We start from the raw sequence: 24,408 nt of genomic DNA on the forward strand, positions 1-24,408 counted from the left end.
GGAAGGTGATGGGATTGGATAAAAGATTTATCTTTATTCTTGTCTTAATATTTGCTTTAGTCTGTGCTACTTTTGCCCAGAGCGAGTATAGAATTGCGGACATTATAATAAAAGGGAATCAAAAGATTTCTAGTCAAGAAATATTAAAAATAGCAGGTATTAATAAGGGGATGAATATAAGGGATGAGCAAATTGATAAAGTAAAAGAAAAACTTGATAGTTCTACCTATTTTATTTCTGTGGTGATAAACAAGATTTCTGGAAAAGATGGAATAATCCTTGAGATAAATGTAGTAGAATCTCCTTTTCTCATTTTTATTAGTGGGATTTCTTTTCAAGGGTTGCAAAAGATTAGTATTAAAGATCTACAAAACCTTATAATTTTACCTACTATTGGGTGGGTCACTGATGAATTGGTTTGGGAACAAAGAAGAAGATTCATGTCCACGGGATATTTCTCAAAGGTAGATGTTAAAGAGGTGAAATCAGACGGGAGTATAATAGTTGTTTTTAACTTTCAAGAAAATCCTATTTTGGAAAGGATAGAAATTAAGGGAATACAAAGCCTAAAAAGGGAAGATGTATTGTCTATGATTGGAATTTCAGAGGGAATTTTAATATCAGAAGATGATTTAATGGCTAAAAGAGATGTTCTTTTAAAATCAAACATATTTTCAAAGGTGGAATTTAACATAGATAAGAAAGATAATAAGCTTTGCCTAATAATTGATTTAGAGGAGAATCCTCTTATTTCAAGAGTTATCTTAGAGGGTAATAACAAGTCTAGCATAAAAGATATTCAGAATATCCTTTTCATATCAGGAGATGTTTCGGAAAATTCAATTCTTTTAAAAGATAAGGTTTATTATTCTGAAGATCTGATGGGTTTATGGAAAAATAAATTGCTAGACTCAGGGTATTTTAAGGGGGTTGAAATTACTTCTAAGAGAAACGATAAGATTGTGGAGGTCAAAATTGTAGTTACAGAAAATCCATGGGTTGTTTCAGTAGATGTTAAAGGATTAATAAATGCTAAAAAAGATAAAGTTATGGAGATAATTTCAAAAAGGGGTAGGGGATTTTTGAGTGACAAATATTTAAATAATTTAAAAGGAAAACTGCTAGATACAGGTTGGTTTTCTTCTGTGGATGTGAAGATTATTATAACTCCTAATAATTATGCATATCTTACCTTCATAGTTAACGAGTATCCTATTTTAAAAAGTATTGAATATTCAGGTTTGAAACTTCTTTCTCAGGAAGAAATTAAGAAATATTCTATATTGAAAGAGGGAGATTTTGTTTCTGATGATAAGGTAGAAGAACAAATCACAAAATTTGAAGGTGTAGGATACTTTTCCAAAGTAAAGGTGGAGAAGAACATAGAAAACGATAAAATATCTCTTAATTTTATCTTTACTGAGAATCCAGAGATTAAAAAAATTGTCTTCGATGGACTTTTAGGTATATCAGAAAGGGAGATTAAGCAGATTCTACTAAATAGAGAAGGACAACCCTTTAATCAGATATTTTTAGATAAAGATGTACAGAATATTTTGGCTTTATTACAAAACAAGGGATATGTTTTTGCCTCTATTGAAAATGTCATTTTCAATGAGAAGGGGGAGTTAATTTTCTATTTTAAAGATTATAAGGTAGAGGATATTCAAGTGGAAATTATACCTCCTACTGAAACTTCTTCTCTAAGTTTTCTTGCCATATTCAGAAGACCTACGGATAAAAATGTGATAAGTAGAGAGATATCACTATCTGTTGGGGAATCTGTTAACATAGAAAAGATAAAAGCTGATCTTCAGAGAATATATAATGTGGGGATATTTGAAGATGTTTCGGTAAGGTTCGACAGAGGAAGCACAGAAGATAAGGTTAAAGTGGTATATGTGGCGAAGGAAAAACTTTCAGGATCTTTTAACTTTGGTGGTGGATATGCTACTGATGTGGGGCTATACGGGTTTGTGGAATATAAAGAAGGAAATTTATTTGGAAAGGCTCAACAGCTGAGTTTACAGCTTTCTCTAACTTCTTCAGCTAAGATTAACTATCAATTAAGCTTCAAAGATCCATGGTTTTTAGGTGGAAGAAATGCTTTTCAACTGGATCTTTATGACAGGAAGGTAACGGTCACTGATGCTACAATATCCTCCACTTCTACTTTGGAAAAAGCAGGAGGAGCTTTCTCTTTCTCCTATCCTCTTGAGAATTTCTGGAGTATAAGCCTGGGTTTTAAGTATGAAAATATTATTCCCATAGAGTCAGCTACTATGACTTCTTCTACTACTGTGGCAAGCTTTAATGTGGGAATATGGAGAGATACTCGAGATTTCTATGTAAATCCTACGCAGGGCTCAAGGCAGTATCTTAATATTGAATTTGCAGGGGGAGGAAGCGAATCTAATTTTACAAAATACAATGCAGACTTTCAATGGCATATTCCCTTAACAAACAGGGAAGATTTGATTTCTATTTCAAAACAGAAGGAAAGGCAAGTTTTGTCTTTGAGAATAGGTTTTGGTTTTGAGGAGGGTAATTTCCCATCCACAGAACTTTTTACCCTTGGTGGTGCGGGAAGCATAAGAGGATTTTCAGACAATATTTTTAAGGGAGATACTTATGTCCTTCTTAATGTACAATATAGAATTCCATTAGGGAATAATCTATATGGTGTATTATTTGTGGATTCTGGAAATGCTTGGTATAGACAAGATTTGAGTTCTTTCTCCGATATTAAATTATACACAGGTATTGGTTTTGGATTAAGGTATGATACTCTTATCATACCTATAAGATTTGACTTTGGATATAACTTTGGAAATGATCCCTCAGATCCTAATACAAAATGGAGGGTGCATTTTAGTTTTGGTGATATTTTTTAAAAAGGAATGGAGGGGTATAAATTGAGAAAGATCATTGCTTTTCTAATAGTTAGCATAATACTTTTGGGTGTAATGTATGGAGAAGAAAATTATCTTATTCAGGGAATAGTGTTTGATGGAGTGAAAAATGTTCCATATGACATCTTACAAAATACTCTTAATATAAAGGTTTTTAGCTCTTATTCTAAGGACTACATTGAGAGAGAAGTACAAAAACTTAAAAATACTGGTTATTTTAGAGCTTTAACCTATGAGCTTGTTAAGAGAGATGTGGGATATGAATTAGTGATTCATGTAGAAGAATTGCCTGTTATATCTAAGATTATATTTCCTGATACTAAACTTATTCCTATTGAAGAAATTAAAGGTATTCTTTATAGTAAGGAACGGGGATTTTTTAGTGAAGAAAAGGCTAAAGAAGATTGTGATAAAATTGAAAAATATTATATTAAAAAAGGCTTTGTTTTAGCCCAAAGTCCTGAATATTCTTTCAAAGATAACATACTGACCTTTAACTGGAAAGAGCTTCCTCCTATAGGAAGAATTGAGATAAAGGCAAAGGGTTATTGGGAAGAACCTCTAATAAGGAATTTTCTTAAATTAAGAATTGGTGAGTATTTAGATATGAGGAAGATTGAAGAATTAAATGATTTTTTCTATAAGAAGAATATAAAAATTAAGGTTGAACCTGAGTGGAAAATTGAAGATGAGAATACTGTTCTTTATCTTAACGTGGTGTACTTATCTCCCCGAGAGGTCTCCCTCTCTTATAACTACAATAAATCTATTGATCTAAAAATGGGCTACTTTTTAGGAAGCATTGGCTATCTTGAGACATCACTATCTTCTGACCTTCAAGGGAATTTAGATTATGGAATTAATTTACAAAGTTATTATTTTGATTTAGACATAAATAATAAGGGCTACAGTATTGCCTTAAAAAGATTGATGTCAAAAACAAATAACATAGAAGCTGAATTAGGCTATAAAGGGAGCTTTGTTTTAAATGATAAGGCTTTGTTTATCTATTTTACTCAAGATTTAACAAAGACTTATAAAGGGATACCTGAATCTGGAAGGTATATAAGGTTAGGCTTAGATTTTCATGGGGGTGGATCTTCTTATAACTTCTCTATTTTATCTTTTGAGGGTAAGTACTATTTAAGCTTAGGTGAGGGTTTAGATAGGAAGATAATTGGAGTTGAAGGTGAAATAGGGTACTCCTTTGGTGATTTACCAGATGGCGGATATTTAGGAGTAAGGCTTTTATATATAATGCCTTTGGAATATCATACATATTTGAGTTTAAAGATTGGAGGTGATAGCAATTTTAGCAGTTTGAGTTCTTTTTCTGAGTTAAACTTTAACATCTTAGGTGGTTTTTGTTGGTATAGCATAAACGAACCTGTAGAGTATCTTATGAATTTAGAAAGTGATTTTGTGAGGGTTTTAAATTTAAAGCTTGAAACAAAAATAAAATTTTAGGAGGCGTATAAGAAATGAAAAAGTATGGAATTTTAGCTTTAGTTCTATTAGTTTCTGTAGCTTTTATTTTTGTGGGTCTGAAAATAGTAGGGGCTCAAACTCCACAACCCAAAATAGCCTATATTGATGAAGATAAGCTTCTTAGGAACTATCCACCCTTTATGAGTGCTTATAATAAATATCAGCAAGAATATCAGGATAGATTAAATAAGATATCAGAGGCACAAAAGGCAGGAAAATCTCAGGATGAGATTAAGAAGCTATCAGACCAATATGATAAAGAGTTAGAACCTTATAAGCAAGCAGTACAAAAGGTTTTGGAGAATTTAAGAAAAACCTTAGATGGAATTTTTGCTGATCTTTCTAAGAAGGAAGGATACATAGCAGTTTTGACTAAATCAGTGCAGGGACAAGATATAGTTATATGGGGTGGGGTAGATATTACTGATAAAGTTATAAAAATACTTTCAGGTAGTAAGTAATTATGAGAATTAAATGGTTTTTAATTTCAATTTTGGCTTTAATTTTCACTTTTAATGTTATATCTTCTACTCAAACATTGAATGTTGGTGTTTTGGATTATTCTAAGGTCTTTCTGGAGTATAAAGAAACTAAAACTGTCCAGAATGAGATAAAGAAAAGGCAAGAGTTAATTCAAAAAATGGTTGAAGACTACAAAAAGAAGGGGATGAATGACAAACAGATTAATGAGTTAAGAGCTAAGGAGGAGAAAAAGTTAGGCGATTTTGTGGAAGAGGCAAGGATAAGGATAAGGGAAAGGATTTATAAAGAAGTTGAGAAAGTAGCAAAAGCTAAGAATTTGTCGGTAGTTTTGGAGAAAAGAATAAAAATTTGGGGTGGTATTGATATTACAACGGAGGTCTTAAATAATTTGAATAAATAAGGTGGAGGATATGCTTTTAAGTGAAATTGCTAAGATTATTGAGGGAGAGTTGATTGGCGAGGATATGGATATAGAGAAGGTAGCAGAATGGGAGATTGCTACTGAAAAAGATCTTATCTTTGTTTTTAACAGTAAGGATATAGATAAGATTGAAGGCAAAACAAAGGCAAGGTCTCTTGTGATTCCCTTGGATGGAAAATCTAATAAGACTCATATAAAGGTGGAGAATCCAAGACTTGCTATGGCAAAGCTTTTGAAATTTTTTGACTTTAGAATTTATCCATCAGGGGTTCATGACACTGCCATTTTAGGAAAAAATGTAGAATTGGGCGAGGACATAGGTATAGGTGCTTATGTGGTTGTAGGAAACAATGTAAAGATAGGTAAAGGTACAAAGATTTTTCCAGGAGTTGTGATAGGAAATAACATAGAGATTGGAGAAAACTGTATAATATATCCTCGGGTCACTATTTATGATCATGTGATAGTTGGAAATAATGTGATAATCCATTCGGGATGCAGTATTGGGGTAGATGGGTTTGGTTATGTCTGGAATGGAAAGGAGCATTTCAAAATTACTCACATAGGAAAGGTAGTTATTGAAGATAATGTAGAGATAGGTGGAAATACCGTTATTGAAAGAGCTACCTTGGGAGAAACTAAGATAGGAAAGGGCACGAAGATAGGATCTTTAATAATGATAGGTCATAATGTAAAAATTGGTGAAAATTGTGTAATAGTAAGTCAGAGTGGAATTGCAGGAAGTAGTGAACTTGGTAATAATGTGGTAATGGCTGGACAAAGTGGGGTTTCTGACCATGTAAGGGTGGGCAATAATGTGGTAATCTTGGCAAAGAGTGGAGTTACAAAGGATATTCCAGATAATATGGTGGTTTCAGGATTTCCTGCAAGACCTCATAGGGAAGAGATGAAAATTCAAGCCATTTTGAAGAAACTTCCAGATTTATGGGAAGAGATAAAGAAGCTGAAAAAAACTTAAGAAGACAGGCAACAATAGATAAACCTTTTACCGTTGAGGGAAAGGGACTCCATACGGGAGGTATTTCCAAGGTAACCTTTGTGCCTGCTCCTTCTGATACAGGAATAGTTTTTATAAAGGAAGGAGTGAGGATTCCTGCTCTTTATAACTATGTCTCGGATACAAAAAGAAGAGTGATTTTAAAAAATAAGGATAAATCAGTATCTACTGTGGAACACTTACTTTCTGCTATTTATGCTTTAGGAATTTCAAATCTTTTTATTTATATAGAAGGAGAAGAAATTCCAATTTTAGATGGAAGTGCTCTTAAGTGGTGCGAGCTTTTAGAAAGTGCTGGAATTAAAATACAGGATACGAGAAGAAGGACCTTCTATTTAAAGGAAAATCTTGTAGTAAGAAGTAATAATTCTCTTTTACTTCTTTTTCCATCAAATAGATTTGAGGTTTTATGTGTCATATCTTTTCCTAAATCGTTTATTAAATGGCAAAGATTTTATTTAGAGTCTTTAGATAAATATTTTACTGAGATTGCGCCTGCGAGGACCTTTGGATTTTATTACGAGGTAAAAGATTTAATTGAAAAAGGATTAATATCAGGTGCAGATTTAGAGAGTGCTCTATTAATTGGTGAAGAATGGTATGTAAATTCGCCAAGATTTTGGGACGAACCTGTAAGGCATAAGATTTTAGATATTATTGGAGATTTTTCTCTATTGGGAATAGATTTGAAAATGAAAATTATCTCCATAGGTTCAGGTCATTCTCTACATGTAAAGGCTCTTGAGATTTTGACTGATAAAATAGAGGGAGGGAAGGGACTTTGAGAGAAATTGACATATTAAGTATTTTACCCCATAGATTTCCATTTTTATTTGTAGATAAAGTTATAGAATACAAAGAGGGAGAAAGTCTAAAGGCTGTAAAGAATGTCTCTTATAATGATTACTTTTTTATAGGACATTTTCCTCAAAGACCTGTTATGCCAGGGGTTTTGATGGTAGAGGCTTTAGCACAGGCAAGTGGGCTTTTACTTTATCTTACTTACGGTGAGGGCAAAGATCCAAATAGTTTTATGGCCTATCTTGCTGGCATTAATAATTTTAAATTTAGGAGAAATGTATTTCCCGGAGATGTTTTAATCCTTGAAGTTAAGATTAAGCAGACCTTAAGAAACATTTACAAATTAGATACAAAAGCTTTTGTAGATGATAAATTAGTGGCTGAAGGGGAAATTACTATAGCCTTGGGAGGCTAAGTATGAACTCCATAATTAGTGAAAAGGCGGAAATAGGTGAAAAAGTTGAAATAGGTCCCTTTTGTGTTATAGAGGATGGAGTTAAAATAGGGAATAACACAAAGATTGAGAGTTTTGTTCACATAAAAAAGGGAACTATAATAGGGGAGAATTGTCATATACATTCTGGATGCATTTTGGGAGATATTCCTCAAGATTTAGGTTTTAAAAATGAAGAAAGTTTCCTGATTATTGGTAATAATGTGGTTATAAGGGAAAATTGTGTGTTCCATCGTGCTACAGGAGAAGGTAATGCTACTGTGATCGGCGATGGTTGTTATTTAATGGCATATGTTCATGTGGCTCATAATGTTAGGATAGGGAACAATGTAATAATAGCTAATGGTACGCAAATTGCAGGATATGTAGAGGTAGAAGATAAAGCTTTTATAAGTGGACTTGTTGGAATTCATCAGTTTGTGAGGATTGGAAGGTATGCTATGATAGGGGTCTCTACAAAGCTTGTTAGGGATGTGCCTCCTTACTCCCTCTGTGATGGGAATCCTGCAAGAGTATATGGTATAAATGTTGTGGGATTAAAAAGAAATAATTTTTCTCCTGAAAAAATAAGAATAATAAGATCGCTATTTCATTTAATATACGATAAAAGTATTCCTTTTGAGGAAAGGCTGAAGTTATTGAGAGATAAAGAAGAGGAAGAAGCAAAGATCTTATATGAATTTATTACAAACTCAAAGCGTGGTATAACTGACGCTTCTTGGAGGAGTGAAGAATGAAAATATTTTTATCTGTCCTTGAAGTTTCAGCAGATGTTCATGGATCAAAATTGATTAATGCGCTAAAGAATAAAAAAAAGGATATATATTTTTATGGGCTTGGCGGAGAGAGAATGAAAGAAGAAGGAATGGAGGTAATGTATGATGTAACCCAATATAGTACTGTGGGGTTTATTGAACCCATTCCTTATATACCAAAGCTTTTGTTGGTGCAGGAGAAGGTTAAAAAGATAATAAAAGAAACAAAGCCTGATTTAATAATTTTCATTGATGCTCAAGGTTTTAATTTACCTCTTGCTAAATATGCTAAAAAATTAGGTATTCAAACAATTTATTATTTTGCCCCCCAATATTGGCTTTGGGGAAACCAAGAAAAAGCAAGAGAAGTTTTAGACACTGTTTCCTATGTTGTTGCTACTTTTCCTCAGGAGTATAATCTGTATAAGAAGTTTGGAGATAATGTAGTCTATTTTGGTCATCCTCTTGTCGATTATTTACTACCATATGAAAATCTTGAAAAGGAAAATGATCTCATTGGACTCTTTCCGGGAAGCAGAATTCAAGAAATTAAAAATTTGGTTCCTTTGTTTTTAGAAATCTCTGATAGATTAAAAGAGGAAGGCTATAGGTTTGTGATGCCCATTGCTTCAGAAAAGTTTTCTGAGATGATCTTTAGATATATAAGAGGGAAAAATCATATAGAATTGGTCTCAGGCAGAGAAAGTCAAAAATATTTAAAACTTTCCTCCTTAAGTCTTGTAGCTTCTGGAACTGTAACCTTAGAGGCGGCTATTTTAAAGACTCCCGTTATGGTCTTTTATAAAATATCCTCTATAACCTATAACATTGCTAAAAGACTTGTACATTATTCCTTTATAGCATTACCTAACATAATCCTTAACCAAATGATTTACCCCGAGTTTGTTCAAAAAATTGATATAAAGGAGGTAATGGATAGTATAAATAGAATTTTAAAAGATGAAGATTATAAAATAAACTTAGAGAATAAGCTTAGAGAATTGGAATTCAAATTAGGAGAGCCCGGAGTTTTGGAAAGGATTTCAAAATTTATTTTAGAAATAATATGAGCAAGATTTATTTTTTAGTAAACGGTCCAGGAGAGATTTCAGGATGGTTGTATCCCCTGATTAGATGGATTAAGGAATTTAAACCATCATGGGCTGAAAGCTTCTCTTTTAATTCTATTATTGTTCCTTGCCAATTTGCGTCAGGTGAGGAGGAAAAAGTACTAAGATCTTGGAATTTTTTTAAAGAAATTATTCCTTCCAATAAATATTGGGATTTGTTTAAAGATAGGGTAAAGGATGAAAATTCAGTCCTTTTCCACATAGGGGGAGACCTATATTTTAATTTTATCCTTTCTAAAAGATGGAATAGCATTCCTATAGCCTACGTGGAAAAATATTTTTGGATAGAAAAATTTTACAAAAAAGTTTATACCTTGAGAGATATAAAGCTCAAAAACTCTATATTTGTGGGAGACTTAAGATTTGATTTCTTGCCTAAGGATGCCTTTGCTGATAATAATAAAATTGCTTTATTTCCAGGAAGCAGAAGCTATGTTTTAAGGTTTTTTATTCCTTTTTATTTAGCTTTGGTTAAAGAATTGGTAAAAGATTTTCCAGATCTCAATTTTACTTTTTTTATCTCCCCTTTTGTTGATGAAAGGATAGTAAAGGATACTTTGAAAAAATTGCAAACCCTTATTAAAGAACTTCCCATAAATTTTGAAACTCTTGACGATATGAATAAATTGAAAGGATTTTTAATGGCAATAACTTTACCTGGAACCAATACCCTTCAGCTTGCTTACATGAAGATACCTATGATGATAATTCTTCCTTTGCATAAGCCTGATTTTATACCCTTGGAGGGATTAGCAAATTTTTTAAAGGGAAATCTAAGGGAAAAATTAATTGAGTTTTATTTGCGGAAAAATCCTTATCTTGCCTTGCCCAACCAAATATACCCTGGGATTGTTCCTGAGATTGTAGGAAAATTTCAGTTTAGGGAGGTCCTTAATTATATAAAGGAGATCTTATATAATAGAGAGAAATTAAAGAAAATCAATAAGATAATGGAGGAAAAATTTAATAAAGACTATTTGACTTCTGAACTTATATGGAAAGATTTATATTATGAGATACTTAGCAAGATTACTTAAATTACTAAAACCATATGCTGGCTATTTTATAATAGGTCTTCTTTGTATTCTAATTGGCAATGGAGCTCAACTTTATGCTCCTAAATTTTTAGGAGAGTTATTAGATCAACTTTCCAAGGTAAAAGATCTTTCTACCCTTAATAGACTCTCATTAATAATCATATTTCTTCTTTTCTTAAGAAGCCTTTTTTTGTATGGACAGATCTATGTTTTTTCCTTTATAGGGCATAGAATTGTTGCAGACTTGAGGGAAAAGCTTTTTTCTAAAATTCAATATTTATCCTTAGATTACTTAAATCGATGGAATAGTGGAGATTTAATTGCTAGAACTCTACAAGATACTCAGTTGATTCAAACCTCTTTTCTTTCGGGAATTGCTGATCTTTTTTATGCTATTGTGCTTCTTTTTGGCATTTTAATAATTGTAATTTCTACCGATTGGCAGCTTGCTCTTGCTACTTTTCTAGTTATACCTCTTTTTGTTTTTTCCATATCAGGAATAGGAAAAGAGATTCAAAAATGGTCTCTTTCAGTTCAGCGAAAGATTGCAGATCTTACTAGGATAATACAAGAGAGCATTAAAGGGGCAAGAGTGGTTAGGGTATTTTCTCAAGAAGAAACGGAGATAAAAAAGTTTAGAGAAGAAAATGAAAAGAACTTTTTTAGAAATTTAAAAATAGCAAGACTTACTGCAATCCAAATTCCCCTTTCTAGTTTTCTAACTGCTTTAGCTTTAGTTTTTATTTTATGGCTTGGAACAAGAAAAATAGCAAAAGGAGAAATGACTCTTGGGTCTTTTGTTGCCTTTTTGACCTATGTGGGAATGGCTATTGATCCCACTCAAACAATTCTAAGGGTTTTAGCAGGTTTAAGACAAGCTTACGCTGCTCTTGAGAGAATTTTTGAGATACTGGAAATGGGAAGAGAAGTTGTGGAGATAAAAAATCCCATAATTCTTCCTCCTATAAAGGGTTTTGTAGAGTTTGATAATGTCTCCTTCACTTATGATGGAGTTAATTGGGTATTAAAAAATATAAATCTAAAAGTAAAGGCTGGAGAGAAAATAGCTATTGTGGGAAGTAGCGGTGCAGGTAAAACTTCTTTAGTGAATTTAATACCACGTTTTATTGATCCCACAGAGGGAGTAGTGAGAATTGATGGATATGATATTAAAAGGGTTAGTCTTAGATCTTTAAGGTCACAAATTGGTTTTGTACCTCAGGAAACAATTATCTTTCATGGTACTGTGAAGGATAATATAAGTTATGGTAATCCTTATGTTTCTTTTGAGGAAATTGTGGAGGCAGCAAAAATGGCAAGAGCTCATGATTTTATAATGAAATTACCTCAAGGATACGATACTGTAATTGGAGAAGGAGGAGTTAATCTTTCTGGTGGACAGGCTCAGAGAATAGCTATAGCAAGAACTATTCTTTTAAAGCCAAAACTTATTATTCTTGATGAAGCCACATCTGCTCTTGATTCAGAATCGGAGGCTTTTGTTCAGGAGGCTCTCGATGAACTTATGAAAGGTAAAACTGCTTTTATTGTTGCCCATAGACTTTCCACTATAAAGAGAGCTGATAGAATTGTGGTGCTGGAAAATGGGGAGATAGTGGAAGAAGGCACTCATAATGAGCTGTTGAAATTGGGCGGGGTTTATTTAAGAATAATAAAATGGCAGATAGAGGAGAGTAAGTAAGAAGATGAGTAAAGTAAAAGTGGGAGTTGTAGGAGTAGGTTATTTAGGACAACATCATGTGAGAATATTTAATGAAATTCCTGACGTAGAACTTGTAGGCATTTGTGATATAAATCTTAAAAGGGCAAAAGAAATAGCATCCATTTATAATGTACCTTTTGTAACTGATGATTATAGGGATTTACTTAATAGAGTTGAAGCTGTAAGTATTGTTACTCCAACTACCTCCCATTTTCAAATAGCAAAAGATTTTCTTGAGAAGGGAATTCATACTTTTATTGAAAAGCCTGTAACTCATAGTTTAAGGGAAGCAGAAATACTTTTAGATATTGCCAGTGGGAAGGATTTAGTATTACAAGTAGGACATATTGAGAGGTTTAATCCAGCAATACAGGAGTTAAAAAAATATGTGAAAGATCCTTTCTATATTGAGGCAAGAAGAATGGGACCCTTTGATGGTAGATCAACAGATGTAGGTGTTGTAATGGATCTCATGATACATGATCTAGATATTCTTTTCTATGTTCTTGGAAAAAACAGAAGGATTCTTGAAATTAGTGGAATAGGTTATTCTATTTATACCCCCTATGAGGATTTTGCTACGGTGAATATTCTTTTTGAGGGAGAAATTTTAGTGAACCTTATAGCAAGTAAGGTTTCACCTAAAAAGTTAAGAAAACTTGATATTCATGAAAAAAATGGTGATCAAATAATTGTGGATTATATTGAGCAGAGCATATCTGTAGTTCATGGAGGAGCAAGACATATTGAGTCAGCTTTGGAGTCGCCAGTTTTAGAAAGAGAAGAGCCTCTGAGATTAGAGCTTACGCATTTTGTTAAGTGTATTATAGAAGGAAAGGATCCTGAAGTGACTCTTGAGGATGGAAAATTAGCATTGGCTCTTGCTACAGAAATATTAAAGGAGTTGAAGATTATTGATCTTAAAGCATAAATTGATTATTTTTATATTATTTTTTTTAATTCTAATTAATTTGGCATATTTACAAGATCTTAACTCATTAGTGGAGTATTATGAATTAAAACACAGGGAAAATCCAAAGGACCCTGATAATATTTTTAATTTACTTGTACTATATGGTGCTTTGGGAAATTTAGGTAAATTTTATGATTACTACAATCTTTTGAATAAAATTGACCCTAATTATTTAAAAGAAAAAGCAAAGGAAAATGTTAAAGAGAACACAAATAATGTTTTTGACTTATATAAAACTGCTTTTTCTTATTATTTTTTGGGTGAAATAGAAAAGTCAATTTATTATTTCCATAAGCTAAACTCTTTAAAGCCTAATGATGATTGGGTGATAAGCTATCTTGCATATTTATATTACTTAAAAGAGGACTATTTAAAGGTAGAAAGCTTAATTAACAGAGGTTTTGAAATAAATGAAGATAACGAAGCTCTTCATGCCTTAAGGTGCGCTTTGTATTTGAAAAAAGGTAATTATTTCTTAGCCTTAAAGGAGTACTTTATTACTATGAATATTGTTCAGAGAAAGGGATACAAAAATATATGGGAGATATTAAGAGGCCTAAGATAAAAATTGACATGAGATTAAAAATTTTTTAACATAAAAACATATGGCTTTAGAAACCGTAGGGATTTATAAATATTATGGTAGAAGGTGTGTAGTCAAAGATGTATCCCTCACTGTGAATCCTGGGTACGTAGTGGGTCTTTTAGGTCCTAATGGGGCTGGAAAAACTACTACCTTTTATACTATCATGGGAGAGGTTTATGCCGATGGTGGAAAAGTGCTTCTTGATGGAGAAGATATAACCAGTTTATCTATGCCCCAGAGAGCAAGAAAAGGAATAGGATATCTTGCTCAAGATCCTACCATTTTTAGAAAACTAACGGTAGAAGAAAATATCAAATTAGTATTAGAACTCACAAATTTAACTCCTAAGGAACAAAGAGAAAGACTTGAGGAATTAATTGATGAGTTTCAACTTCAAAAGGTTAGAAAGAACTTGGGATATACCTTATCAGGAGGAGAAAGGAGAAGGGTAGAAATAGCAAGGGTTTTGGCTCTTTCACCTAAATATATTCTTCTTGATGAACCTTTTGCGGGGGTAGATCCTATAACGGTTCAAAATCTCCAGGAGACTATTGCTTATTTAAAAGAGAAAGGGCTTGGTATTCTTATAACGGATCACAATGTACGTGATACTTTAGCTATAACCGATTATGCATATATTATTTTTTCAGGAGAGGTTTTAATTTCTGGAACTCCTGAGGAGATAATAAATAGTGATATTGCAAAAAGATTTTTTCTTGGAGAGAGGTTCAATCTCTGATGTCTGGAGTAATGCTAATAATCATATTGCTTGTTGCCAGTGGCCTGATAGCATATGCAGGGGATTATGTAGGAAGAAAAGCTGGCAAGAAGAAATTAACTATTTTTAATCTTCGTCCTAAGTATACATCACGGATTATAAGTGTTTTAACGGGGATTCTTATCATGGTTTTTGCCCTTATTGTTTTATCTGTTTTTTCTGAAAATGTTAGAATAGCTCTTTTTGGTATGGAAAAATTAAAAAAAGAGATTTCCACTCTCCAACTTAATATAAAAAGTAAGGAAAAAGAGTTTTCAGAGATTATAAAAAAATATGAAGCGGTAAAAGAAGAAAGAGGGAGAGCAATAAAAGAATTGGAGTCATACAAAATAAAACTTAACGAGTTAGAGGAGGATAGAGCTAAGATCCTTGAGGAACTTAATAAATTATCTAAGGAAAGAGAGATTCTTTGTAAAGAGAATGAAAAACTTCAAAGGTCCATATATGAAATTTCTCAAAAGATTTCCTCTCTAAGCAAAGAGAGGGAAAAATTATTGGAAGAAAAAAAAGAACTCCTTGATGAGATTCAGTTTTTAAATACTACGATAACTAATATGAGAACTGAAGGTATAGTTTTTAGAAGAGGAGAATTAATACTTAATTATATTTCTAAGGGAGATTTGACCGAAGAGAAGGCAAAAGAGGAAGCAAAAGTTCTTCTCTCGCTTATAGAGAACATAGCTAAGGAAAGGGGAGCTGGAAACGAGGAGAAGGGATTTATATGGGTTCCTGAAGCGGAGTGGATAAAATTGCTAAATGCTTTTACGACTTCTGGCGAGAAATTAATAAGAGTTTTTTCTCTTGCAAATATCTTTGAGGGTGAACCTGCTCTTATAACTTTTGAGATATATCCTTATAAACTTATCTTCAAAAAGGGTGATGTGTTAGTTTTGAAGGTAATTGATGGTAGTGAAGATCTTAATAAAATTGAATCAAAGCTTTTGGAAATCCTTTCTGAGGTGAATAAAATAGCGCAGCAGAAAGGAGTGTTGCCAGATCCTCTTACTAACACGGTGGGAGAAATATCTTTTGAAGAATTTTACAATATAGTTTATAAAATAAAAGAGAAGGATAAAAAAGTTCTTCTAAAAGTCATAGTTGACGAAGATACATATAATAGTGGTCCTTTAAAGATAAGATTTGAGTTATAGGAGGTAGGAAAACCATGGAAAAAAAGTTTGTAGAAGAGTTGACTTCTCAAAAAGAAGATTTTTCCAAGTGGTATACAGAAGTAGTTTTAAAGGCAGATCTTGTGGATTATTCTCCTGTTAAAGGATGTATGGTAATAAAACCTTATGGATATGCTATTTGGGAGAACATGCAAAGAATTCTTGACGAGAAAATAAAGGAAACAGGACACGTAAATGCCTATTTTCCTCTATTTATACCCAAAAGTTTCTTGGAGAAGGAAGCAGAGCATGTAGAGGGGTTTTCTCCTCAAGTTGCTTGGGTGACTAAGGGGGGAGATGAGGATTTATTTGAGCCTCTTGCTGTAAGACCTACCTCAGAAGCGATTATCTGTAGTATGTATTCAAAATGGATTCAGTCTTGGAGAGATCTTCCTATTTTAATAAATCAATGGGCAAATGTGGTTAGATGGGAAAAAGAGACAAGACCATTTTTGAGAACTACTGAGTTTTTATGGCAAGAAGGACATACTGCTCACAGAACTTTTGAAGAAGCAGAAGAGGAAGCCCTGAGGATGTTAAATGTCTATAAAGAGTTTGTAGAGAACGATCTTGCTATTCCTGTTATAGCTGGAAAAAAGACAGAGAATGAAAAGTTTGCAGGAGCTCTTCATACTTATTCTATTGAAGTACTTCTCGCAGATGGAAGGGCTCTGCAAGCTGGAACTTCTCATAATTTAGGGCAACATTTCGCAAAGGCTTTTGATATAATGTTTCAAGATGTAGATGGGGAGAGAAAATATGTATGGCAAACCAGTTGGGGCGTTTCTACAAGATTGATTGGAGCTCTGATAATGACTCATGGTGATGATTATGGGCTTGTATTGCCTCCAAGGGTTGCTCCTTATCAAATAGTTATTATACCCATATGGAAAAATGAAACTGATAAGGTAAAGGTCTATAATTATATAGATGAGATCTATGAAGTATTGAAAAAATATTTCAGAGTTAAAGTGGATAGAGATGAAGAACATACTCCAGGATGGAAATTTAATGAATGGGAATTAAAGGGAGTTCCTGTAAGATTAGAGATAGGCCCTAAGGAGGTAGAGAAACAAGAAATATATGTGGCAAGGAGAGATTTGAGAACCAAGATATCAATTAGGAGAGAGAACATGATTCAAGATCTTGAAAATCTTCTTAAAGATATTCAGAAAACTCTCTTTGAAAGGGCATTGAAATTCAGAGAAGAAAACACATATGAAATTAATAATTTTGAAGAGTTTAAAAAAATTATGGATACAAAGAGGGGTTTTGTGAAGGCAAGTTGGTGTGGAGATGGAGAATGTGAGCTGAAAATAAAGGAATTGACAGGGGCTACTATACGGAATATTCCCCTTGACTGGAAAGAGGAAGAGGGAAAATGTATTTTATGTGGAAGAGAGACTAAGATAAAAGCTTTATTTGCAAAAGCCTACTAATATGATTAGGGTTTTAATTGAAAGAATAGATAAAGATTTACCTCTTCCCAACTATGCTACCCATGGTTCGGCAGCATTAGATCTTTATTCTCGTATTGATTTTGAACTTCCTCCTTTTGGAGAAATTGGAGGAGGACTTGTAATTCCTACAGGTATAAGAATTGCTTTACCCGAAGGATATTTAGCTCTTGTTCTGCCAAGAAGTGGGCTTGCTGCAAGAGAGGGAATATCGGTTCTTAATACTCCGGGGCTTATTGATAGCGACTATAGGGGAGAGATCTTTGTGAATTTAATTAATTTTTCTAATAAGCCTTTTTTGGGGAAAAGAGGTATGCGAATTGCTCAACTTTTGGTCCTTCAGTATTCTCGTATAATTTGGGAAGAAGTAGAACAGCTTCCCCAAACGGAGAGAGGCGAAGGGGGGCTGGGAAGTACAGGATTATAATCTTCGGGTTTTTTATAATATAATTTTAAAAGCGATTAAAAAATATAAAAGGTAAGGGGGTTTTGAAAGAGAAATGAAATATGAAACTGAAAACTTAAGAAATGTAGGACTTTTTGGGCACGGGGGTGCTGGAAAGACAAGTTTAGCGGAAGCAATTCTTTATACTGCAAAGGTAATTGATAGAATGGGAAAGGTGGAAAATGGAAATACGGTATCGGATTTTGAGCCTGAGGAGATAAAAAGAGGTATATCTCTAAGTCTATCTATCTTACCCTTAGAGTGGAAGGGAAAAAAGATAAACTTAGTAGATACCCCGGGATATGCAGATTTTATTGGAGAAATTATAAGCGCACTAAGGGCTGTAGATAGTATGCTTATTGTCATAGATGCAATTTCAGGAATACAAGTGCAAACAGAAAAAGTATGGAGTATGGGAGAGGAGGAAAAACTCCCTGTAGCTTTTGTTGTGAACAAACTTGATAGAGAAAATTCAAACTTCTTTGAGATGGTAAAATCTATACAAGAGAGATTTGGGAGTAAAGCTATTCCCATATACCTTCCTGTAGGTAAGGAGAGTAGTTTTAATGGTGTTATTGATTTATTAGAAGGTAAGGCATATATTTATAAAGATGAGAAAGGAGAACCTGAAGTAACGGAAGTTCCTGTTGATTTAAGATCTGATTATGAGAAGTATAGGCAACAGCTTATTGAAACTATTATTGAGTTTGATGAGGAACTTTTACAAAAGTACTTGGAGGGAGAAGAGATATCTGGGGATCTAATTGCTAAGACCCTTAAAGAAGCTTTTAAGAATAGAGAAATCTTTCCTATCTTTCCCGTATCATCTTTTAAAAATGTTGGGGTTTCAAAACTTCTTGATAGTGTAGTATCCTTCTTCCCAAGCCCTAAGGATCGCCCTGCCATACCTGTAGAAGATACCAAGACAGGGGAAAAGAGGGCCATGTCCATCGGGGAGAAAAATGGTCTTTTAGCTTTTGTATTTAAGACCTCTGCTGATCCTTTCGTGGGTAAGATAAGTTATGTTAGAGTTATTTCTGGTGTTTTAAGACCAGATTCTAACTTATTTAATGTGAATAAAGGAGTTCAAGAAAAGATAGGAGGGCTCTTTTATCAGAGGGGAAAGAACCAAGAGCCTGCTACAGAGATAGGTCCAGGTGATATTGGAGTTATTACTAAATTAAAGGAAACTTCTACAAATGAAACCTTAGGAGATAGAGATAATTCAGTGAAAGTTATTCCGGTAGAGTTTCCTGAGCCAGTTTTTGCAGTTGCTGTGGTTCCTAAGACAAGGGCAGACGAAGATAGAATGAGCACTGCAATTGCAAGAATTCTTGAAGAGGACCCTACTTTGAGAGTGCAAAGAAACATTGAGACTAATGAAACCTTAATCTATGGATTGGGAGATTCTCATCTTGAAGTGGTAGTTGAAAGAATGCAGAGAAAGTTTGGAGTTAATGTTACCCTTGGTACCCCTCAAGTAGCATATAGAGAAACCATAAGAGCTACAGCTAAAGCAGAAGGTAAGGTTAAGAAACAGACAGGCGGAAGAGGACAGTATGGTCATGTATGGCTTGAGCTTGAACCTTTACCAAGAGGTGCAGGATTTGAATTTGTAGATAAAATTGTGGGAGGTGTAGTACCAAAGAACTATATACCAGCGGTAGAAAAGGGTGTAAGAGAGACTATGGAGAAAGGAATTCTTGCTGGGTATCCTATTGTAGATGTTAAGGTGACACTCTTTGATGGATCTTATCACGAAGTGGATTCTTCTGATATGGCATTTAAGATTGCAGCCTCAAAGGCGTTTAAAAAGGGTTTCTTGGAAGCAAAGCCTGTTCTTCTTGAACCTATAATGAGTGTGGAGATTACTGCTCCTGACGAATATACTGGGGATATAATTAGTGATTTAAATGGTAGAAGAGGAAAGGTGACTTCTATAGAAGCTTTAGGAAAATTACAGGTAATAAAAGCTCTTGTTCCTCTTGCTGAAATGTTGAGATACTCTTCAGTTTTAAAGTCTATAACCCAAGGCAGAGGGTCTTATTCTATGAAATTTTCTCATTATGAAGAAGTACCTGCTAAGATACAAGAAGAAATAATTGCTAAAGCTAAACCAAGAGCTGAAGAGGAAGAGGAATGATAGACAAAATTCAGGTAGGAGACATTTTGGAGCTTCCTAAAAAGCATCCCTGTGGAGGAAACAGGTGGATAGTACTTTTCTCAGGAGTTGATATAAAGCTTAAATGTGAAAAATGTGGGCGTATTGTGATGCTTCCAAGAATAGAGGTGAGGAGAAAGGCAAAAAAGGTTGGAGAGGTAAACTTAGAGGAGCTTTTAAAGTATGAATAATTGGAAAAGAATTGTAGTAAAAGTAGGTACTTCAAGTATTACCGATGGAAGAGGAAGCCCTTCTGGGGAGAAAATTTTGTCCTTAGTTAAGGAGTGTGTAAAGCTTATAAGGGCAGATAAAGAATTAGTTCTTGTGTCCTCGGGTGCTATAGCTTCGGGAAGAGAGATTATACAAAAGCTCTCTAAAAGGAAAGATCTTCCTGCAAAGCAGGCTCTTTCTGCAGTAGGACAAGTAAGATTGATGCAGTATTACTCTCAGCTTTTTTCTATCTTTAAGCAACCTATTGCTCAAATCCTTCTTACTGCAGAAGATCTTAGAGATAGAAAGAGGTATATAAACATTTCTCAAACCTTTGAGACATTGTTAGAAGAAAAAATTATCCCTATCGTAAATGAAAATGATACCGTAGCTGTCGAGGAAATAAAAATAGGTGACAACGATACTCTTTCTGCAAAGGTAGCTTGTGCTATTAATGCTGATCTTCTTGTAATTTTATCTGATGTTGAGGGTTTATATTCAGAAGACCCAAATATTTCATCAAATGCATTACTGATAACTGACGTATATGAAATTGACGAGAGTATAGAGAAAATAGCTGGTCCAGGGAAAGGTACAGGAGGAATGTTTACTAAAGTACAGGCTGCTAAAATAGTAACCGAAGCTGGCATTCCTATGATTCTTGCCAGAGCTGATGTGGAAAATATCCTTGAAAGAATTGTTTTAAAGAAAGAAAAAGTTGGAACCTTCTTTTATCCATCAGAAAAACATTTAAACAAAAGAAAGCATTGGATGCTTTTTATGGCAAAGCCTGAAGGCAGAATTTACATAGATGACGGAGCAAAGGATGCGCTCCTAAAAAGGGGAAAAAGTCTTCTTCCTGTGGGAATTAAAAAGGTAGAGGGAGAATTCACAAGGGGAGATACGGTAAGTATTTTTGATCTTAGAGGGGAGGAAATTGCCCGAGGAATAACAAATTATGATAGTTTGGAATTAGATAAGATAAAGGGTAAGAATACCGAGGAAATAAGAAACATTTTAGGGGAAGATTTTTACGAGGAAGTAATTCACAGAAATAATTTAGTATTAACCAATAGAGGGGACCTTTAATGTCCCCTCTATTTATTTCCAATTTTGGTGGAGGCGATGGGATTTGAACCCACGACCTCTTGCATGCGAAGCAAGCGCTCTCCCGCTGAGCTACGCCCCCACTTAATCTCCATTTATCAAATGCCTATTAAGTTTATAAGTGATAAAAATATTTTTGTCAAATACTTTTAAAAGGAAATAAAATTATTGAAAAAAGCGTCTCATTAAAGAGAAATCTTCATAAGAAAGGGTGTGAGAAGGAAAATGGAAGATGTTTTTGTTTTGGATAACGTGGTTAAAATTTATAAGATGGACAGTGTAGAGACTATAGCCTTAAATGGTGTTTCTTTAAGAGTTGAAAAGGGAGAATTTATAGCCATAATGGGACCATCTGGATCAGGTAAATCTACTATGATGCATCTTATGGGATGTCTTGATAGGCCTACATCGGGGAAAATCTATTTTGAGGGAAAAGATGTCTCAACACTTTCTGATGATGAACTTGCAGAGATAAGAAATAAAAAAATAGGCTTTGTATTTCAAAGTTTTTATCTTCTTCCCCGTTATGATGCTCTTCAGAATGTGGAACTACCCCTTATATATAGGGGTGTTCCTCCTAAGGAGCGAAGAGAAAAAGCAAAGTTAATACTTGAGAAAATAGGGCTTGGAGACCGATTACATCATAGGCCAACTCAGCTTTCAGGAGGTCAACAGCAGAGAGTAGCTATTGCAAGAGCTTTAATTGTGGATCCTGTTGTTCTTCTTGCTGATGAGCCTACTGGAAATTTAGATTCTAAATCCAGCCATGAGATAATGGAGCTTATTAGCAGATTACATAAAGAAGAAAATCTGACTATAGTGCTTGTTACTCACGAGGCTGATATTGCAAGTTATGCTGAGAAAATTATTAGGATGCAAGATGGTAAGATAGTGGATATTGAGGATAGGAAAAGGGAGATAAGCCATGTATAAGAAAACCGTATTTTATCTTCTGCTAATTCTTATTTTTATTGTGACTCTTAGCTTTTCTGAGGACTATTTAACTCTTGAAAGCCTTAAACCTTTGTTAATAAAATCTCCTCTTTATAAAATTTACCAGGTGCAATATAATAACGCTTTACAAGAATATAATCTTGCCTATTCTAACTTAAAACCTCAACTCTCTTTACAGTTTTCTTATAATCAAGGTGAGACGAGTGTGACCTTAAATAATGTCACCTCTATGAGCGAGACAAAATCAGGGAATCTATCTCTTAGTTTTTCCCAAGTTCTTTTCCTAAAGGGACAGGCAGGTATAAGTATAAAATTAGCTGAGCTAAATTTGGAACAAGAGAAGAATAATTTTAAAACTAACTGTCAAAATCTATACTACCAATTTATACAAAGCTTTTACAATTTATATCTTGCCCAAGAACAGTTAAAAATTTACGAAGAAAGTTATAATCTTAGCAAAAAGCAAGAAGAGGTAGCGGAAAAGCAATTTAAAGACGGTGTAATAAATGAAATTACTCTTTTAGACTATAAGCAGAAAGCAAAGCTTGCAGAGATAAATTACAATTCTGCAAAAAATAACTTGGAGTTAAGTTATAAATCTCTTGAAAATTTGTTGGGAACCACTCTCCCCAGAGTACCTGTAAAACTTGATGTAAATTATGAACCCATTACGTATTCTGCTGATGAATTAATATCAAGGCTGTATTCAAATAATTTAACTATTAAAAATTCAACCCTTGATCTTGAGAAGGCGAAAGTAAATTTGGAGAAGGCAAATCTCCCGTCTTGGAATATTGGTATAAGTGGAAGTTATAGTTCGGGGAATATTACTTATGCTTTGTCCTTTGATACTCAAAATTATGCTCTTAATGCTTCGGTAAGTCCAAGCTGGAGTACTTCTCAAAAAAGTACTGAAAATATATGGAACTTTAAAATATCCTTCAGCACTCCTATTTTAGATGGTGGAAGTAAAAACATTACTAAATCTCAAGCTCAAATCTCTTTAGATCAAGCCCAAATAAATTATGAAAAAACTAAAAAAGATGTGGAACTCAATTTTTGGAAAACCTATTATAATCTCTTGACAGCTCAAGAAACTATAGAGCAAAAGAAACTTCTTTTAGAACAAAAGAAGACCAATTTAGAGGCTCAGAAAATAAGATATAACCTTGGTTTGATTACAGATCTTGATCTTAAAAATTATGAGATTGACTATATGCAGGCTCAGTATGATCTTAAAAATGCAATTTTAAATTTTAATCTTCAAAAAATTCAGTTAGATATTCTTTTAGGAAACTGGGAGGTAAATTAAGATGAGAAGGCTATTCATAATTTTTGTATCTTTTGTGCTATTACTCTCCATCTCTTTTTCTCAAGAAGCAAAAGTATTATCTCTTGAAGAGGCTATAGATATTGCGTTGAAGAACAATGGAGATCTTTTGGTAGCAAAAATCAACTTAGATAATGCTTTTGTTGATTATGAAAATAAGAAAAAGGATCCTACAACTTTAATATTGGCGTTAAAACAGGCAGAGTTAAACTTAAGTTTAGAAAAGGTTAGATATGAAAATACAAAATTACAAGTTATTCAAAATGTGAGAAATGCATATTTTAACGTCTTGGAGGCACAAACTCAGGTTAAATTATATGAAAAGCAATTGGCATATTATGAAGAGACCTTTAATGCTACAAAAGCCAAGTATCAAGTAGGGAATGCCACAGCAACTGATGTAAGTCAGGCTGAGTTAAACTATCTTTCTGCAGTAAATTCCTTAAAGACTGCACAAAATAATCTAACAATTTACTGGAGCCAGTTTTGGCAAACTCTTGGAATATCACCCATAGAAAAAGTGGTATTAAGAGAGCCAGAGATGAAGGTATATAATTTTAATCTTGATGATCTGTTTAATATAGCTAAGGAAAACCTATCTTCTTTAGTTCAAGCCAAGAATAATGTTGAACTTTACGAGCTTCAAGTTAAACTTTGTGACAATGATTATACACCTAAAGCTACACTAATTTCTGCGATGAATTCTCTTGAAAGCGCAAAGAAGTCCTATGAACAGACTTTAAATAGTACAAAGATCACTATTGCTCAAAGGTTAGAACAATTAAACGCAAGTTTAAAGGATATAGAAGTTCAACAGAAAAATTTAGATCTTGCTAAGGAAAATTACAAAATAATCCAGCTTAAGCTTGACGCTGGCTTAGTGACTAAACTTGATCTGATGAATGCTGAAATAAATGTCATAAAAGCTGAAAATAATTATTATTCTTCCCTTCATAATTACTGGAAAAGTTTGGATAGCTTATCCTTAGCAGTAGGAAAGGCTCTTTATTAATTGG

At 33.6% G+C, this 24,408-nt stretch carries 23 protein-coding genes and 1 tRNA gene; 23 read left to right on the plus strand and 1 reads right to left on the minus strand.

Annotated features, from left to right (window positions below; genetic code table 11):
• Window positions 1-8: 8 nt before the first annotated feature.
• The 20 genes from DTUR_RS04140 (at window position 9) to proB (ending at window position 21,090) form a co-directional block, all read left to right on the plus strand.
• The gene (locus DTUR_RS04140) at window positions 9-2,894 is read left to right on the plus strand and encodes a POTRA domain-containing protein (RefSeq protein ID WP_012583180.1); all 2,886 of its coding nucleotides are present in this window, start codon (window positions 9-11) and stop codon (window positions 2,892-2,894) included.
• Between the two features lie 21 nt (window positions 2,895-2,915).
• Window positions 2,916-4,379, plus strand: coding sequence for a POTRA domain-containing protein (locus tag DTUR_RS04145; RefSeq protein WP_012583181.1), 1,464 nt, complete (start codon window positions 2,916-2,918; stop codon window positions 4,377-4,379).
• Between the two features lie 14 nt (window positions 4,380-4,393).
• Window positions 4,394-4,861, plus strand: a complete 468-nt coding sequence (locus DTUR_RS04150) for an OmpH/Skp family outer membrane protein (protein WP_012583182.1) — start codon at window positions 4,394-4,396, stop codon at window positions 4,859-4,861.
• A 2-nt stretch (window positions 4,862-4,863) separates the two neighbouring features.
• Entirely contained in the window at window positions 4,864-5,283 is a 420-nt protein-coding gene (locus DTUR_RS04155) for an OmpH/Skp family outer membrane protein (RefSeq protein WP_012583183.1), read from the plus strand.
• 10 nt (window positions 5,284-5,293) lie between these two features.
• Window positions 5,294-6,283 (plus strand): UDP-3-O-(3-hydroxymyristoyl)glucosamine N-acyltransferase, encoded by a 990-nt coding sequence (gene lpxD, locus DTUR_RS04160; RefSeq protein WP_012583184.1) that lies wholly within the window; start codon window positions 5,294-5,296, stop codon window positions 6,281-6,283.
• On the plus strand, window positions 6,250-7,107 hold the full coding sequence (gene lpxC / locus DTUR_RS04165; protein ID WP_012583185.1) for a UDP-3-O-acyl-N-acetylglucosamine deacetylase: 858 nt from the start codon (window positions 6,250-6,252) through the stop codon (window positions 7,105-7,107). Before lpxD ends, lpxC begins: the two co-directional genes overlap by 34 nt.
• Window positions 7,104-7,538 carry a 3-hydroxyacyl-ACP dehydratase FabZ gene (gene fabZ / locus DTUR_RS04170; RefSeq protein WP_012583186.1) on the plus strand — a complete coding sequence of 145 codons (435 nt, stop codon included), beginning with the start codon at window positions 7,104-7,106 and terminating at the stop codon, window positions 7,536-7,538. Before lpxC ends, fabZ begins: the two co-directional genes overlap by 4 nt.
• A 2-nt stretch (window positions 7,539-7,540) precedes the next feature.
• On the plus strand, window positions 7,541-8,314 hold the full coding sequence (lpxA, locus tag DTUR_RS04175) for an acyl-ACP--UDP-N-acetylglucosamine O-acyltransferase (RefSeq protein WP_012583187.1): 774 nt from the start codon (window positions 7,541-7,543) through the stop codon (window positions 8,312-8,314).
• A complete protein-coding gene (gene lpxB / locus DTUR_RS04180) occupies window positions 8,311-9,402 on the plus strand; it encodes a lipid-A-disaccharide synthase (RefSeq protein WP_012583188.1) in 1,092 nt (363 codons plus the stop codon). The genes lpxA and lpxB overlap by 4 nt, the downstream gene beginning before the upstream one ends.
• Window positions 9,399-10,499: a glycosyltransferase family protein gene (locus tag DTUR_RS04185; RefSeq protein WP_012583189.1), complete on the plus strand. Its 1,101-nt coding sequence runs from the start codon at window positions 9,399-9,401 to the stop codon at window positions 10,497-10,499. The genes lpxB and DTUR_RS04185 overlap by 4 nt, the downstream gene beginning before the upstream one ends.
• On the plus strand, window positions 10,474-12,201 hold the full coding sequence (locus DTUR_RS04190) for an ABC transporter ATP-binding protein (protein ID WP_012583190.1): 1,728 nt from the start codon (window positions 10,474-10,476) through the stop codon (window positions 12,199-12,201). Before DTUR_RS04185 ends, DTUR_RS04190 begins: the two co-directional genes overlap by 26 nt.
• Before the next feature lie 4 nt (window positions 12,202-12,205).
• The gene (locus DTUR_RS04195) at window positions 12,206-13,153 is read left to right on the plus strand and encodes a Gfo/Idh/MocA family protein (protein WP_012583191.1); all 948 of its coding nucleotides are present in this window, start codon (window positions 12,206-12,208) and stop codon (window positions 13,151-13,153) included.
• Window positions 13,137-13,760: a tetratricopeptide repeat protein gene (locus tag DTUR_RS04200; protein ID WP_012583192.1), complete on the plus strand. Its 624-nt coding sequence runs from the start codon at window positions 13,137-13,139 to the stop codon at window positions 13,758-13,760. The genes DTUR_RS04195 and DTUR_RS04200 overlap by 17 nt, the downstream gene beginning before the upstream one ends.
• 40 nt (window positions 13,761-13,800) lie before the next feature.
• Window positions 13,801-14,520, plus strand: coding sequence for an LPS export ABC transporter ATP-binding protein (gene lptB, locus DTUR_RS04205; protein ID WP_012583193.1), 720 nt, complete (start codon window positions 13,801-13,803; stop codon window positions 14,518-14,520).
• Window positions 14,520-15,710: a DUF3084 domain-containing protein gene (locus tag DTUR_RS04210; RefSeq protein ID WP_012583194.1), complete on the plus strand. Its 1,191-nt coding sequence runs from the start codon at window positions 14,520-14,522 to the stop codon at window positions 15,708-15,710. The genes lptB and DTUR_RS04210 overlap by 1 nt, the downstream gene beginning before the upstream one ends.
• 14 nt (window positions 15,711-15,724) lie before the next feature.
• Window positions 15,725-17,167 (plus strand): proline--tRNA ligase, encoded by a 1,443-nt coding sequence (gene proS, locus DTUR_RS04215; protein ID WP_012583195.1) that lies wholly within the window; start codon window positions 15,725-15,727, stop codon window positions 17,165-17,167.
• Between the two features lies 1 nt (window position 17,168).
• Complete coding sequence (dut, locus tag DTUR_RS04220) at window positions 17,169-17,612, plus strand: dUTP diphosphatase (protein ID WP_012583196.1); 444 nt, start codon at window positions 17,169-17,171, stop codon at window positions 17,610-17,612.
• A gap of 73 nt (window positions 17,613-17,685) precedes the next feature.
• Complete coding sequence (gene fusA / locus DTUR_RS04225; protein WP_012583197.1) at window positions 17,686-19,773, plus strand: elongation factor G; 2,088 nt, start codon at window positions 17,686-17,688, stop codon at window positions 19,771-19,773.
• Complete coding sequence (locus tag DTUR_RS04230; protein ID WP_012583198.1) at window positions 19,770-19,982, plus strand: DUF951 domain-containing protein; 213 nt, start codon at window positions 19,770-19,772, stop codon at window positions 19,980-19,982. The genes fusA and DTUR_RS04230 overlap by 4 nt, the downstream gene beginning before the upstream one ends.
• Window positions 19,975-21,090: a glutamate 5-kinase gene (proB, locus tag DTUR_RS04235; protein WP_012583199.1), complete on the plus strand. Its 1,116-nt coding sequence runs from the start codon at window positions 19,975-19,977 to the stop codon at window positions 21,088-21,090. Before DTUR_RS04230 ends, proB begins: the two co-directional genes overlap by 8 nt.
• A gap of 25 nt (window positions 21,091-21,115) precedes the next feature.
• On the opposite strand, the gene DTUR_RS04240 is transcribed toward proB, so the two are convergent.
• A tRNA-Ala gene (locus DTUR_RS04240) sits at window positions 21,116-21,190 on the minus strand.
• Between the two features lie 143 nt (window positions 21,191-21,333).
• Between DTUR_RS04240 and DTUR_RS04245 the strand changes: the two genes are divergently transcribed.
• From DTUR_RS04245 to DTUR_RS04255, 3 genes are read left to right on the plus strand one after another with little or no spacing between them, the layout of a single operon-like run.
• The gene (locus DTUR_RS04245; protein WP_012583200.1) at window positions 21,334-22,041 is read left to right on the plus strand and encodes an ABC transporter ATP-binding protein; all 708 of its coding nucleotides are present in this window, start codon (window positions 21,334-21,336) and stop codon (window positions 22,039-22,041) included.
• Window positions 22,034-23,374 (plus strand): TolC family protein, encoded by a 1,341-nt coding sequence (locus DTUR_RS04250; protein WP_012583201.1) that lies wholly within the window; start codon window positions 22,034-22,036, stop codon window positions 23,372-23,374. The genes DTUR_RS04245 and DTUR_RS04250 overlap by 8 nt, the downstream gene beginning before the upstream one ends.
• A gap of 1 nt (window position 23,375) precedes the next feature.
• Window positions 23,376-24,404 carry a TolC family protein gene (locus DTUR_RS04255; protein ID WP_012583202.1) on the plus strand — a complete coding sequence of 343 codons (1,029 nt, stop codon included), beginning with the start codon at window positions 23,376-23,378 and terminating at the stop codon, window positions 24,402-24,404.
• The last annotated feature ends 4 nt before the right edge of the window (window positions 24,405-24,408 follow it).

The sequence above is a fragment of the Dictyoglomus turgidum DSM 6724 genome (assembly GCF_000021645.1).
Lineage (GTDB): Bacteria > Dictyoglomota > Dictyoglomia > Dictyoglomales > Dictyoglomaceae > Dictyoglomus > Dictyoglomus turgidum.